Here is a 13640-nt window from a genome sequence, read left to right on the forward strand (position 1 = left end):
CGCCGGGGCGGCGGGCGCGGGAGCCACCGGGGCCGGGGCGGAGGGCGCCGGGGCGGCGGGCGCGGGGCGTGCCGGGACCCGGTTCCGCCCGCCCCGCTTGCGTTCGACCAGCTCGACCGCGCCGGCCGGGAGCCAGGCCGAGGCCGTGCCGCTGTCGTCGTTGCCGGAGGAGAACAGGTGCGGGGCGAGCTCGGCCTGCAGGTCGGCCGGGCTGGGCCGCAGCTCGGCCTCCATGTTCATGCAGGACTCGATGAGCGGGCGCAGCTCCTCGGGCAGCCCCTCCAGGTCGGGGCCCTCGCGCAGCAGCATGAACACCGTCTCGACGGGGTTGGCGCCGTGGTAGGGCGCGTGCCCGGTGGCGGCGTAGACGAGGGTGGAGCCGAGCGAGAACACGTCGCTGGCGCCGGTGACGCTGCGGGAGTCCCTGGCCTGCTCGGGGGACATGTAGGCGGGCGTGCCGACGGCGACGTTGGTCATGGTCAGCCGGGTGCTGGAGACGCCGGAGGCGATGCCGAAGTCGATGACCCGGGGACCGTCCTCCACGACGAGCACGTTGGACGGCTTGAGGTCGCGGTGGACCAGCTGGACGTTGTGGATGGACTGCAGGGCCTCGGCGATCCCGGCCGCCAGCCAGCGCACGGCCTGGGGAGGCAGCGGCCCGCACTCGGTGACGATCTCCTCCAGCGAGGGCGCCGGAACGTAGGCGGTGGCGAGCCACGGGATGGCGGCGCGCGGGTCCGCGTCGACGACGGCGGCGGTGTAGAAGCCGCTGACCGCCCGCGCCGCCTCCACCTCGCGGGTGAAGCGGACGCGGAAGAGCTGGTCCTCGGCCAGCTCGGTGCGCACCGTCTTGATCGCCACGCGGCGGCCGGAGGCGGACCTGGCCAGGTAGACCAGCCCCATGCCGCCCGCTCCCAGCCGTCCCAGGACCTCGAACGGACCGATCCGGCGCGGATCGTGTTGCGTCAGCTGATCCACCATGCTCCTGCCACCTCCCCGTAGGGGCTCATCGTCGTCGCCGCCCCCAGCACCTTCTCACCGTTGCCGTGTGGCACCGGTCCCCCGACAGATTGTTCCTGCCGGAGCCCTCCGAGGCGAACCCGGGGCCGGTTCGGCCGTGTCCGCGCGCGATCCGCACAGCCCGTCGACTCCCCCTCGTCCGTGCGCCGGAGCACCGGTGCACCACACACCGCACCGGACTCTCCTCACCCGGACGGCACGGCTCCGGGGCGAGCCGCCCGGGAAACCCAGGACGCCCGGGCCGCCCGGGCCGGACGGTGTGTCACTCCGGCTCGGGCCGTGCGGCGGGCGCCTCCGAGGCCGCGCGGGCGGGCTCCTCGGGAGACTCCCTCGCCTGCTCCTCCCCGGGGTCAAGGACCGCGAAATCGGCTCCCTGGTTGTCCGTGCACACCGCCCAGCGCCCGTAGGGGCCGAGCTCGGGCGCGCGGCGGACCCGGCCGCCGAGCCGTCGCACGGTCTCGACCGCCGCCTCGCAGCCGTCCACGGCGAAGTAGACGAGGAAGTGCGCGGGCAGTTCGGGCGGGGTGCCCTCCTCCATCAGGCAGCGGGCGACGACGGCGTGCTCCTCGTCGGCGGGACGTCCACGCGGGGCCCAGACGAGGATGGCGGGCTCCTCCCCCTGCGCGTCGGGGTCCCGGACGGCGGCGGCGCTCAGCGGCCGGTAGCCGAAGACCTCGGGGTAGAAGACGTCGACCTCGGCGGGGCTCCGGGTGTGCACCTCGGTCCAGATGTAGGAGCCGGGCTCGCCCCACCGCCCGAAGCCGGTGTGGGACCGGGCCTCCCACAGCCCGAAGACGGCGCCGCCCGGGTCGGCGGCGGTCCCCATGATCCCGGCCGGGCCGGAGCCGACGGGGCGTGGGGCCCCGATCACCTGACCGCCGGCGGCCGAGACCCGCCCGGCGGCCGCCCGTGCGTCGGAAACGGCCAGGTAGACCGTCCACACGGTCGGCATACGGCCGTCCGTCTTGCGCATCAGCCCGGCCACCATGCGGCCTCCGCTGCGGGCCGGCGTGTAGTGGCCCTGGGCGGCGGGCGCGGGCTCGTCGAACGTCCAGCCGAACAGCTCGCCGTAGAACCGTTTCGCCGCCGCCAGGTCCGACACCATGACGTCGGCCCAGCAGGGCGTGCCCTCAGGCGGGCCCTCACCCGCTCCCTCGCCCGGGGGCTCGCCGGCGGCTTCGCGTGGGGCCTCGGCCACGGGCCCGCCCCGACTCCCGCCCCGCCCCCCGGCCGGGCTCTCACCCTGGCCGCGCCCCGGGCTCTCGTTCCGGCTCGCCCCCGGGCCCTCGTCCCGGCTCTCCCCCGGGCCCCCCGCCGGAGCCGCGCCGGGTTTCTCGTCCGGCGCCGTCCGCGCCTCAGTCGCCGACCGGTCGGTTCCTCTTCCCCGCGCGCCGCCTCGTGCGACCCGCTTCCACCCGTTCCGCACCCGCATCGGCCTCCCGGTTCGTACGCTTCACAGCGATCTCTAACCATTTGCCCTGTTCACCGCATTTTCCACCCACCTCCGGTTTCCCGCGCCCCGTGGAGCGGCCGGGAGCACCGGACGGGGTGCCACCAGAGGGCCCCTCAGGGGAGGCGGCGTCAGAAGCACGCCGTGAGCCGCCATCGATTCGATCACGCTTGTCCATAATGGACTAGACAACCCATTTGCCCTTGGCCGGATGCATCCGCACCCGACGTCGCTAAGCTGACGATATGGCAGGAAAAGTTCGAACTGTTGACGGCCGGGTGGCCGGACGGCGCGGACAGGCGACCCGTCTGAAGCTGCTCGACTGCCTCAGCGACATGCTCAGCTCGTCGCCCTACCGCGATGTCAAGGTCATCGACGTCGCCCGCAAGGCGGGGACGTCGCCGGCGACCTTCTACCAGTACTTCCCGGACGTCGAAGGCGCCGTCCTGGAACTCGCCGACTCCACGGCCAAGGAAGGCGGCGGCGAACTGAACGCGCTCGTCGCCGACCGGTCGTGGACGGGCAAGGCCGGTGCGCAGACCGCCGAAGACCTGGTCGACGGGTTTCTGACGTTCTGGCGGCGTCACGAGGCGATCCTCCGCGTGATCGACCTGGCCGCCGCCGAGGGGGACAAGCGCTTCACCAGGCTGCGAACGAAGCTGCTCACCTCCGTCGTCGGCTCGCTCACCGAGTCGATCAAGGAGCAGCAGGCCAGGAAGCGCGTCGACCCCGACGTCAGCGCCGCCGCCCTCGCGGGCTCGCTGGTCACGATGATGACCGGTGTCGCCGGGCACCAGAAGAGCTTCTCGACCTGGGGCGCCAAACAGGCCGATCTCAAGCCCGGGCTCACGCTGCTGGTGCACCTCGGCGTCACCGGCCGCAAGCCCGCGGCCTGACCGGGGCCCGGGGCGGGTAGCCGGCCGGAGCCCCGGCGCGTCCGGACGCCGGACGCGCCGGAGCGAGCCGGGACGCGCCACGACGCGCTGGGGCGGGTCGCCACGCCCGGCACCCGGCAGCCCGCGCGGAGGGGCCAGCAGGCCGCCCCCCGGGGGCCCGGGGCAACACCCGGGGCCCGCTCCTGGACTCCGGAGGCGCCCGGAGGCGGCAGCACCCGCCGGACACACGGCCGCCCGCGCCCACCCCACCGGACCTGTCACCGGTCGGGGCGCGGCGCGGGCGGCCGGATGCCGTGGGGCGCCTCCCGCGGGGGCGGGGCTCAGCCTCGGCTGTAGACGAGGCGGTCGGGCGAGCCGGCGAGGTCGGTGAGGACCCCGGTCGTCGCCGCGTCCAGCAGAGCCGTCGTCACCGTCGCGGGGCTCGCCGCGGGGTGGTCGGCCAGGTAGAGGGCCGCCGCGCCGGTGACGTGCGGCGCGGACATCGACGTCCCGCTCTTCGTCGCCGTCCCGGTGTCCGAGCTGTGGCTCGCGGAGGCGATCGAGCTGCCGGGGGCGAGGACGTCCACGCAGGAGCCCCAGTTGGACCAGCTCGTGCGGGCGTCCGTCCAGGTGCTGGCCGCGACGGTGATCACCGAGGGTTCGCGGGCGGGCGAGCGGGTGCAGGCGTCCTGGTCGCTGTTGCCCGCGGAGACGGCCACGGTGATGCCCGCCTCGACCATCTCCCGGACCGCCGCGTCCTTGGTGGCGCTCGCGCTGCCTCCGATGCTGACGTTCGCCACGGCCGGCAGGGTCGCGTTCTGGGCCACCCAGTCGTATCCGGCCAGGACGTCGGCTGTGGTGCCGAGGTTGTCGCAGTTCAGCACCTTGACGGCGACGAGCTCGACCCCCTTGGCCACCCCGAACGACGAGCCGCCGAGGGTCCCGGCGACGTGGGTGCCGTGGCCGTGGCAGTCGGAGGCGACCGTGTTGTCGTCCACGAAGTTGTAGCCGTAGGAGGCGCGGCCGCCGAAGTCGTCGTGGCTGATGCGGATGCCGGAGTCGATGACGTAGGCGGTGACGTTGGACGCCGTCGTGTCGTAGGTGTAGCTGGCGCTGAGCGGGAGCTCGCGCTGGTCGACCCGGTCGAGCCCCCACGCGGGGTCGACCTGGGTGCCGTCGCCCCGTTCGAGGCGGTTGGGCTCGACGTAGGCGACCGCCGGGTCGGCCGCGAGCCGACGGGCCGTCCGCTCGGAGGCGAGGACGGAGAAGCCCTCGACGGTGTCCGTGTAGGTGTGGTCCAGCCGTGCGCCGTGCTCCCGCGCGAGGTCCTCGGCCCGCTCCCGCACCTCGGCCGCCGGCTCGGCGCCCCGGTCCTCCATGACGACGATGTACTCGCCCCGCACCACGGGCCCCACGCCCGCGTCCCTGATCGTGCCCAGCGGTTCCGGTTCGACCGCGCCCGCACTGCCGGCGGTCAACGTGACGACGGCCAGCAGGGCGGCGCTCGCCGCACCCGCCCCCCGCCCCATCCGTATTCGCACGTCCGTGTGCCCTTCTCTTGGAGTGAGAATCCCCTCAGTGGGTGTCGTGCCGAACTCGCACACGACGTGCGCACTTTAGTGCTGATCGGGTGAACGGGACCCGGTTCGAAGGGCGGACGAAGGGAACTGATCGTGTGTTACCGCCGCCGGGATCCGCACACGGCACGTGCTGTACGGGGCTAAGCTCGTGGGCATGCCCATGTCCGATCACCGTATGACTTTCCCGGTGCACGTCGTCGGCGCCGGCCCCGCCGGGCTCGCGACGGCCGCCGCCCTCACGGCACGGGGCATCCACACCGTCGTCCTGGAGAAGTCGGACCGCGTCGGGGCCGCGTGGCGCGGCCACCGCCCCGGGCTCCGACTGCACACCACCCGCCGCTGGTCCGCGCTGCCGGGCCTGGCCGTTCCGCGCTCGGCCGGCCGCTGGGCGAGCCGGGACGCGTATGTGAGCTATCTGGAGCGATACGCCGAGCATCACCGGCTGGAGATCGCCACCGGCGTCGACGTCAGCCGCGTCGAGCGCCTCGACGCGGCCGAGGGCGCCGGGAGCGGGGGCCGGTGGCTGCTGCGCGCCAACGGCGGACGCGAACTGCGCGCCAACGTCGTCGTGGTGGCCACGGGCCTGCACCACACGCCACACCTGCCCGAGTGGCCGGGGCGGGAGAGCTTCCCCGGCCCGCTGCGCCACGCCGCCGACTACCCGGGTCCGGAACAGTGGGCCGGGCTGGACGTGCTCGTGGTCGGCGCGGGCAACACCGGTACCGAGATCGCCACGGAGCTGGCCGCCGGCGGCGCCGCCCGGGTGCGGCTGGCGGTGCGGAACGCGCCCCACCTCGTCCGGCGGTCGACGGCCGGCTGGCCCGCGCAGGCCGGCCACGTGCTGCTGCACCGGCTGCCGACCCCGGTGACGGACCGGGCGGCGGCCCTGTGGCGCCGACTCACCGTGCCCGATCTCGCCGCTCAGGGCCTGCCACAACCGGAGGCCGGCCTGTACACCCGGGCCAGGGAGGGCCGGCCGCCGGTGGTGGACTCGGGCTTCGTCCGGGCCGTGCGCCGGGGCGAGGTGGAGCCCGTGGCGGCCGTGGAGTCCTTCGAGGGGGAGAAGGTGCACCTGGCGGACGGCTCGATCATCGCGCCGCAGGCCGTCATCGCGGCGACGGGGTACCGGAACGGGCTGGAGGAGCTCGTGGCCCATCTGGGTGTGCTGGACGGCCGGGGCCGGCCGCAGCCGCCCGGGCGCGGGTCCACGGCTCCCGGGCTGTACTTCACCGGCTACACCGACCCCGTCAGCGGGCCGCTGCGGAGGCTGGCCAAGGAGGCCGACCGCCTCGCCGCGACGGTGGCCGGGAACCGGTGAGAACGGCGTCGGTGACATGGCACGGGGGACCATGATCCACTGAGGTCATGCAGGCACTCACGGCGGTCATCGCGGTGCTCGGCACCCTCTTCGGCTCCTCGCTCACGTACCTCTTCCAGCGCCGCATCACCGAGCGGGCGCGGGAGTTGGAGGAGCAGACGCGCATGCGGCAGGAGCGGCTGGACGCCTTCGCCGCCTACGCGGGCGCCCTGTTCAACTACCGGCGGCTCGCGGTGCACCGCTGGTTCGTGGTGAACGAGCGGCCCGGCTCTGAGGACGTCAACGCGCTGACGCGGGAGATGTACGAGCTGCGCACGGAGGCCGTCGAGGCCGAGTTCCGCGTCCAACTGCTCACCGACGACGAGGGCATACGGCAGCGGGCGAGTGAGGCGATGCGGTCGATCACCGAGCTCCACGACGTCTGCAACAGCCGCGCGGTGATGGACGCCGGCCGGGGCAGCTCACGCAGCGCGATCAACGCGTTCATCACGACGGCCCGGCCGCTCGTGCGCGGCGCCGCGCGCTGAGCCGCGCCACGCGCTGAGCCGCCCTGCGCCCAGCGCGGCAGCACCCGGCTCGGCAGCACCCGGCCCAACGGCACACGACGGGCGACCGAGAGCCGGGCGGGGCTACGCGCTGAGCGGGCGGGCGGAGACGTCGGTGGCGGCGTCGAGGTCGGGGTAGCAGGCGAAGAGGCGCCGCACGCCGAGCGCGGCGAGCACCCGGTTGACGTGCGAGCCGTCGACGGCGCCCTTGGCGGGCAGGATCAGCCGGAGGCTGCCGGTGCAGGCGTGCATCAGGCGACGGGCGGCGATGAGCACCCCCACCCCGCTGGAGTCGCAGAACTGGACGCTGGACAGGTCGAGCACCACGTTCAGTCTGCCGTCGGCCACGGCGTCGTGCACGTGCTGGCGGACCGCTGGAGAGGTCACGAGGTCGAGCTCGCCGGACACTCGGAAGACGGTCCACTCCCCCCGCTCTTCCTCCATCACCTTCAACGACACGTACTCGAAGCCCTTCCCTCGACCCGCCGGAATCGACCCTTCCACGGCTCGGCTGCCCTTGGTGACAGCCCATGAAACGAACTGGTTCTCCCCCGACCCTAAGCCCATGGCGGGCGACAGCGGCGGCACATGCCCGGCCGCTGTGCCCAACTCGACACCTGAACTCCCCACTTTCCATTGCAAAACGGACAGAATCTCAACCATCGTGGACACCGGCGCGAGCGTACGGTGACACAGTGGCCACCCCGTGGAGTCATGCGATGTTGACGCATTGCCGCAAAGAGCCGCACGCTGTCGGCGCCTTCACCTACATTCGACCTACGCGAAGGGCTGGGGGCGAGACCATGGCGCAGGACACACCACCGCGTTGGGACCGCAAGATGCAGCAGCGCCTCGTGCGCGGCGAGGCCGCGGCGTTGGGCGAGCTGTACGACCGGTTCGCGTCGCTGGTGTACGGGCTGGCCCACCGCGTACTGCAGGACGAGTCGGCAGCCGGCAGCGTGACGCGGGAGGTGTTCGCGCACGTCTGGGAGCATCCCGACACCTACCGGCCGAAAGAGGGCACGATGCGATCGTGGATGGCCGGGCTCGCGCAGCGGCACGCGGTGCAGCAGCTCCGCAGGCGGCACCGGGAGGCCGACGCCCCCGAGGAGCAACTCGAACAGCAGGTCCGCGCGGCCTCCGCCGCCGCCCGTGCCGACTACATCGTCACGGCCATGCCGACGTCCCTGCGGGCCGCCCTGGAGCTGGCCCACCGGGAGCGGCGCACCTACCGCGAGGCGGCCCGGGACCTCGGCGTCACCGAGGACGAGGCGCGGCGCAGGCTGCGGCTGGGGCTCCAGCTCCTGTCCACCGCCACACCCGCCACACCCGCCACACCGCCGCCCCACGGGTCCGCGGGGCGGGGCGGCGAGCTGTGAGCGGCCCCCGGCAGCCGGGCGCGGACGGCGTACCGGGAGACGGCCGCGAGGAACCGCCGCGCATACCGTCGCCCCGCAGCGCCGCGGACGACCACGAGCCCGGCCCCCACGTGCCCAGCCCCCGGGACGGGTCGGCCTGCCCGCCTCCGCCGCCCACGGGCCCGGACGCCGCCCGGCCCGTCCCCGTCACCGAGGATCCCGTGGCGCCACTCGACCACAGCACCCTGAAGTCCCTTCTCGGCGCCTGGGCGCTCTCGGCCTGCCCGCAGAACGAGACGGCCGCCGTCGAGGAGCACCTGACCGACTGCGCGGCCTGCGCCGAGGAGGCGCTGCGCCTGCGCGACGCCGTGGGGCTGCTCCAGCACGAGGAGAACCTGGACCTCGACCCGCTGCTGCGCGCCCGCGTCCTGGAGGGCTGTCTGGACCGTCGCCCGGCCCGCATCCCCGTTCCGCTGTGGGCCGCGCCCTACGACGCCGAGACAGCCCGGCTGGACGCGCTCCTGCGCGACATGGGCTCGAGCGAGTGGGGCGCCGAGGTCAGATGGCGCTGGTTCGACGGCGAGCGACAGCGTTCCCGGACGACGACGGTGGGCCGGGTCATCGGCCGGCTCACCGCGGTCGACGGGGTGCTGGCGGCCGCCCTGGGCCTGCCCGACCCGGTGCCGGGCGCACCCGCCACCCCGGGCCCGGAGCGGGAGGAGGCGTACTGGCGCACCGTGGCCGGGCGCTCGCCGCGCACGGTCCACGCGCCCTGGCGCGCGCAGACGCACAGCCTGGTGCAGGCCGCGTCGTTCGCGTCCGGGCGCACCGGCCTCGTCGTCCCCGGGTCGGGGCGCCCGGTGCCCGACGCCTTCCTCGACCGCGCCTTCGACTGCTGGGTGCACGCGACGGGCATCGCCGAGGCCGTCGACTACCCGGCCCAGCGGCCGGCCGCCGCCCATCTCCACCGGCTGATCGACCTCGCCGCCCGGACGCTGCCGACCATACTCGCCGACCGCCGCAGGTCCGGCCTCGCGGCCCCGGCCCGCGGGCTCTCCCCCACGGGCGCGGCCGGCCGCTCGCTGCACCTGGAGATCGAGGGCCCGGGTGGCGGCCACTGGCACATCCCGCTCGACTCACCCGGTGCCGAGGGCACCGAGGAGACGTCGGTGGCCCATGTGGCACTCGACGGACTGGAGTTCTGTCAGCTCGCCGCGGGGCACGTGCCGCCGCTGGACGCCGCGGCCGGGGCGGAGGGCGATCCGGAGGCCGTGCGCGACATCCTCCTCGCGACGGCCTCGCTCTCCCGTCCGTGAGCCCTGAGCCCTGAGCTCCGGCCTCCGGCTCGGGCTCAGGTGAAGACGACGGTCCGGTTGCCGTTGAGCAGGACGCGGTGCTCGCTGTGCCACTTGACGGCGCGGGCGAGCGCCTGACACTCGACGTCCCGCCCGATCGCGACGAGCTGTTCGGGCGTGACCTCGTGCCCGACCCGCTCGACCTCCTGCTCGATGATCGGCCCCTCGTCGAGGTCGGCCGTCACGTAGTGGGCCGTCGCCCCGATGAGCTTCACGCCCCGCGCGTGCGCCTGGTGGTAGGGCTTGGCGCCCTTGAAGCTCGGCAGGAAGGAGTGGTGGATGTTGATGATCCGGCCCGCGAGCTCCTTGCAGAGGTCGTCGGAGAGGACCTGCATGTAGCGGGCCAGCACGACCAGCTCCACGCCCTCCTCGCGGACGATCTTGAGCAGCCGGGCCTCCGCCTCGGCCTTCGTGTCCTTCGTGACCGGGATGTGGTGGAAGGGGACGCCGTAGGAGCCCGCCAGCTCGGCGAAGTCGGTGTGGTTGGAGACGACGGCCGCGATCTCCACCGGGAGCGCCCCGATCCGCGCGCGGAACAGCAGGTCGTTCAGGCAGTGGCCGAACTTGCTCACCAGGAGCACGATCCGCATCCTGGCGTCGGCCCGGTGCAGTTGCCAGTCCATCTGGAAGGAGTCGCCGACGGCGGCGAAGCTGGCCCGCAGCTTCTCCAGGCTCACCGGCGGCTCCGCGCTGAAGTGCACGCGCATGAAGAACAGCCCGGTGTCGTGATCCCCGAACTGCTGACTGTCCTCGATGTTGCAGCCGGTCATGAAGAGATAGCTCGACACGGCGTGCACGATGCCCTGTTTGTCCGGGCAGGACAGCGTGAGGACGTACTGTTCGGGGGCGGCGGCGGGCGACGACGGGCTCATGGCACCAGGGTGGCACACCGGTGGGGACCCTCAGACCGCTCGCAGCATGATGGCCAGCACATCGAGGGACTTCGGCGGCTCGTCCGCGTCCTCCCCGTCGTTGCCCGCGAGCAGGACGTGCGCGGCGCGGGCCGCGCCGCACGCCTCCGCCCAGCCCGGGTGCTCCAGGTAGGCGGCCACGGGGGCGTCCGCCCCGACCTGGTGCAGAATCCGCAGGACCCGCAGCACCGCGGCGTCGACGGCCGCGGCCTCCTCGGCGTCCCGGAACACCGAGCCGACGTACTTGTCCGCCGACCAGTGGTCCAGCCAGGTGTCCTCCACCAGGCGGTAGACGGCGTCCGTCACGTCCCCGTAGCCGGGGCGGGCCTCCAGCCAGTAGGTCCGCTGGAAGACAGGGTCGGAGAGCATGTGCAGCGCCGAGCGCACGTTGGTGCGCCAGCGCCACCACGGCATGTCGTTGACCGGCATGCCGCCCATGGTGCGGGACCGACGGCCGCGACGGGAAGAGCTGTCCTGAGCTTGCACGGTTCACGATCGTACGTTCGTCCGCCGACACCGCCGGTGCCGCCCCTGTTCTTCACCTGCACGATGCTCACTGTTAGGGGAGCATCACTCAGGTGTTACACGCGGCCCGCCAGGGTCGATTGTCATGACCGCCTCGCGCGCTCCCCGTACGCAAAGCCTCCGACCCCGATTCCGCTCCGTCGCCGCCGCGGCTCTCGCCGCCGCCGCGGTGGGCTCCTCGCTCACCGGCTGCGGCAGTGGCCCGGCGGACTCGAAGGGCCCGATCACCGTCATGACATGGGCCCCCGCCGACACCAAGGCCACCAACATGCCCGGCATGACGGCCATCGCCTCCGCCTACGCCCGCTGGGTGAACGACAACGGGGGCATCAACGGCCGCGAGTTGAAGGTCGTCACCTGCAACGAGGGTAACGACAGCGTGCGGGTCGCGGCCTGCGCGCGCAAGGCCCGGGACGTCGGCGCCGTCGCCGTCGTCGGTTCCTACACCACGCACGCACGCACCGCCCTCCCCTCCCTCGAGGTCCACGGCATTCCCTACCTGGGCGGCTACGGGCTCACCGAGGAGGAGTTCTCCAGCCCCTACTCCTTCCCCGTCAACGGCGGTCAGCCCGCGCTCGTGGCGGGAAGCGGACGGCAGCTCGCCGGCCTGTGCGACGAGGTCGCCCTCGTCCGCCCCGACACCATCGCCGGGGACGAGCTGCCCGGCGTGTTCGACGCGGGCCTCGGCCGCAGCGGCGACACCGAAGCGGTGACCGACGTCCCCGCGCCGGAGGACTCCGCCGAGTACACCACCGAGGCGCGCGCGGCCCTGAAGGCCGCCGGAGTCGCCCTCGCACCGGAGGAGGACGCCCAGACGGGCCCGACCACCCCCGAGGACGTCTACACGACCGCCGACGGCAGCGCCGAGGACGCGCCCTGCGTGGCCGCCGCGCTCGGCGGGCGCACCGGCACCTTCCTCGACTCCTTCACGCGCCTGCGGGACCGGGAGGAGAAGGTGACGTTCGCCTCCGTGCTCGGCAGCGTCGAGCAGTCCCTGGTCAACCGCACCGGCGGCTCGGCCAGCATGCTGGAGGGCTCCTACGTCACGAGCTGGTACCCCGCCAGCCAGGAGCCGGAGTGGGACGAGATGCGCTCCGTCGTGCGGGAGTACGCCTTCGGCGACAACCGCATCGACCCGGCCGACCCGGGCGTGCAGACCACGTGGGTCGCCTACACCGTGCTCCGGTCCGTGCTGGAGAGCATGGACGGACGGCAGATCACCGCCCACAGCGTGTACAAGGCGCTCGACGGCTCCGGCCCCATCAGCACCGGCGGCCTCACGCCCGACCTGAGCTGGCAGTACGAGGACCTCCTCGGCTTCCCGTCCTACCCGCGGATCGTCAACTCCATGGTGAACTTCCAGAAGGTCCGCGGCGGACAGCTCGTCTCCGCGCACAAGGAGCCGGTGGACATCGGCGAGACCCTCAACCGGCTGACGGACAGCTGACGTACACCGGAGCCGGGACGGCCCGAGCCGGGCCACGGACTTGCCCGGCGCGCCTCAGAGCTGCGTCGGCTTGCGCTCCGTCAGCCCGTACTCGCGCGCGACCGGGTTCCACAGCGCCGCGGCGTCCTCCTTCGCGGACGTCGCGTCGCCGCTGGCCCGGTGGCCCTTGCGCAGCGACTCGGTGAGCTTCGCCTCGCCGTCGTCGCAGCCGTCCTCCCCCGCGACCTGATCGGCCCAGTCCGCGTAGTGCTCGTCGGCCTCGGCGGAGGCCTTCCAGGCGTCCTCCAGCCGGCCGCTGAGCTTCTCGTGGTCCGGCAGCTTGTCGAGGCTCAGCTTGCCGAGGCGCTCCACCAGGCCGTCGCGCTGTCCCGCGGCGGCCCGCAGGTCCTTGGCGGACTGGCCGAGCTTCTTGCACCGCTTGATGTTCTCGACCGAGCTGATGACGGAGTCCCGGCTGTTGTTGCTGTCCGCCAGCAGCTCGTCCAGCGCCTGGGCCTGCTCCTCCGCGGTGTCCCCTCCGGTGGTCCCGCCGTCCGCGCCGGGCTCGGACGAGGGCTGCGAGGTCTTCGTCTCCCCCGGCTGCGGCTCGTCGCCCCCGCTGTTGAGCGCCGCCCCTCCGGCCAGGCCCGCGGCGACGATGGCCAGCGCGGCCACGGCGACGATCAGGACCGGGCTGCGGCGCCGGCCGCCCGCGTCGCGCGGCTCCTCCGGCTCGTACCCGTAGCCGTCGTGACCGTCACCACCCTCATAGCCGCCGGAGCCGCCGTGCCCGTGTGCGGGGCCGGGATCTCCGGGGCGGCCGCCGGGGTGGGGAGCGTGCGCGGACCGCGCGCCCTGGGAGCCGTGCGGATAGCCGTAACCGCCCTGGGCCGGCCCGGCGCCCGCGTCGGGAGCGGGCCGGAAGAGGCTGTCGAACTCGGCCGGCGGCTGGCGCTCCTCCGGGGCGCCGGGCCGCAGGCCGAACGGTTTCTCCTGCGGCTGCCGCGGCTGCGCGTCCTCCCGCGCCCCCGCGCGGCGCCTCCCGGGAACACGGCGCAGCTGCTGGGTGCTCTCGGGGTTTCCCTGCGCGTGGGGTGACGGCGGCATCCCGCCGGGTGCCGGGCCCGTCCCCGGGCCCGCCACGAGCCCGGGCCCGGCCTGCGGCGGCAGGACCTGCGTCTCGTCGGCCGGCGCCCCGTGGGGCGGCGGCATCGCGCCGCCGTAGGAGCGCTGGGGGTCGGGCTGCTGCGGCGGGAGGAGCTGCGTCTCGTCCGCGG

Annotated in this window: 13 protein-coding genes; 6 read left to right on the top strand and 7 right to left on the bottom strand. The window is 74.0% G+C overall.

What is annotated here, in order from left to right:
* A partial coding sequence (locus tag HPT28_RS25730; RefSeq protein WP_257579435.1) for a serine/threonine-protein kinase occupies positions 1-981 on the bottom strand: 981 nt, incomplete at its 3' end.
* A gap of 301 nt (positions 982-1282) precedes the next feature.
* Positions 1283-2218 (bottom strand): VOC family protein, encoded by a 936-nt coding sequence (locus HPT28_RS25735; protein ID WP_308119528.1) that lies wholly within the window; start codon positions 2216-2218, stop codon positions 1283-1285.
* Positions 2219-2715: 497 nt separating this feature from the next.
* On the opposite strand from HPT28_RS25735, the gene HPT28_RS25740 reads away from it, so the two are divergent.
* On the top strand, positions 2716-3366 hold the full coding sequence (locus HPT28_RS25740) for a TetR family transcriptional regulator (RefSeq protein WP_219094259.1): 651 nt from the start codon (positions 2716-2718) through the stop codon (positions 3364-3366).
* Positions 3367-3686: 320 nt separating this feature from the next.
* Here the strand turns inward: HPT28_RS25740 and HPT28_RS25745 are convergent, their stop codons facing one another.
* Complete coding sequence (locus tag HPT28_RS25745; protein WP_308119529.1) at positions 3687-4886, bottom strand: S8 family peptidase; 1200 nt, start codon at positions 4884-4886, stop codon at positions 3687-3689.
* Between the two features lie 214 nt (positions 4887-5100).
* Here HPT28_RS25745 and HPT28_RS25750 point away from each other — a divergent pair, with 214 nt between their 5' ends.
* Together HPT28_RS25750 and HPT28_RS25755 are read left to right on the top strand one after the other, a co-directional pair.
* Entirely contained in the window at positions 5101-6243 is a 1143-nt protein-coding gene (locus HPT28_RS25750) for an NAD(P)/FAD-dependent oxidoreductase (RefSeq protein WP_257579436.1), read from the top strand.
* 47 nt (positions 6244-6290) lie between these two features.
* On the top strand, positions 6291-6770 hold the full coding sequence (locus tag HPT28_RS25755) for a hypothetical protein (protein ID WP_219094263.1): 480 nt from the start codon (positions 6291-6293) through the stop codon (positions 6768-6770).
* Positions 6771-6872: 102 nt separating this feature from the next.
* On the opposite strand, the gene HPT28_RS25760 is transcribed toward HPT28_RS25755, so the two are convergent.
* A complete protein-coding gene (locus tag HPT28_RS25760) occupies positions 6873-7232 on the bottom strand; it encodes an STAS domain-containing protein (protein WP_219094288.1) in 360 nt (119 codons plus the stop codon).
* 359 nt (positions 7233-7591) lie between these two features.
* Here HPT28_RS25760 and HPT28_RS25765 point away from each other — a divergent pair, with 359 nt between their 5' ends.
* Positions 7592-8167 (top strand): RNA polymerase sigma factor, encoded by a 576-nt coding sequence (locus HPT28_RS25765; RefSeq protein WP_219094265.1) that lies wholly within the window; start codon positions 7592-7594, stop codon positions 8165-8167.
* Positions 8164-9462 carry a zf-HC2 domain-containing protein gene (locus HPT28_RS25770; RefSeq protein ID WP_219094267.1) on the top strand — a complete coding sequence of 433 codons (1299 nt, stop codon included), beginning with the start codon at positions 8164-8166 and terminating at the stop codon, positions 9460-9462. The genes HPT28_RS25765 and HPT28_RS25770 overlap by 4 nt, the downstream gene beginning before the upstream one ends.
* Before the next feature lie 35 nt (positions 9463-9497).
* On the opposite strand, the gene purU is transcribed toward HPT28_RS25770, so the two are convergent.
* Both purU and HPT28_RS25780 read right to left on the bottom strand, forming a co-directional pair.
* Entirely contained in the window at positions 9498-10373 is an 876-nt protein-coding gene (gene purU / locus HPT28_RS25775; RefSeq protein WP_219094269.1) for a formyltetrahydrofolate deformylase, read from the bottom strand.
* A 30-nt stretch (positions 10374-10403) separates the two neighbouring features.
* Complete coding sequence (locus tag HPT28_RS25780) at positions 10404-10841, bottom strand: hypothetical protein (RefSeq protein ID WP_374227018.1); 438 nt, start codon at positions 10839-10841, stop codon at positions 10404-10406.
* Positions 10842-11169: 328 nt separating this feature from the next.
* Here HPT28_RS25780 and HPT28_RS25785 point away from each other — a divergent pair, with 328 nt between their 5' ends.
* Complete coding sequence (locus HPT28_RS25785; RefSeq protein ID WP_257579437.1) at positions 11170-12384, top strand: ABC transporter substrate-binding protein; 1215 nt, start codon at positions 11170-11172, stop codon at positions 12382-12384.
* 54 nt (positions 12385-12438) lie between these two features.
* Here the strand turns inward: HPT28_RS25785 and HPT28_RS25790 are convergent.
* Positions 12439-13640 (bottom strand): hypothetical protein (locus tag HPT28_RS25790; protein ID WP_219094283.1); only part of this gene is annotated, 1202 nt, incomplete at its 5' end.

The organism is Streptomyces sp. JJ38, assembly GCF_019303475.1.
Taxonomy (GTDB): Bacteria; Actinomycetota; Actinomycetes; order Streptomycetales; family Streptomycetaceae; genus Streptomyces.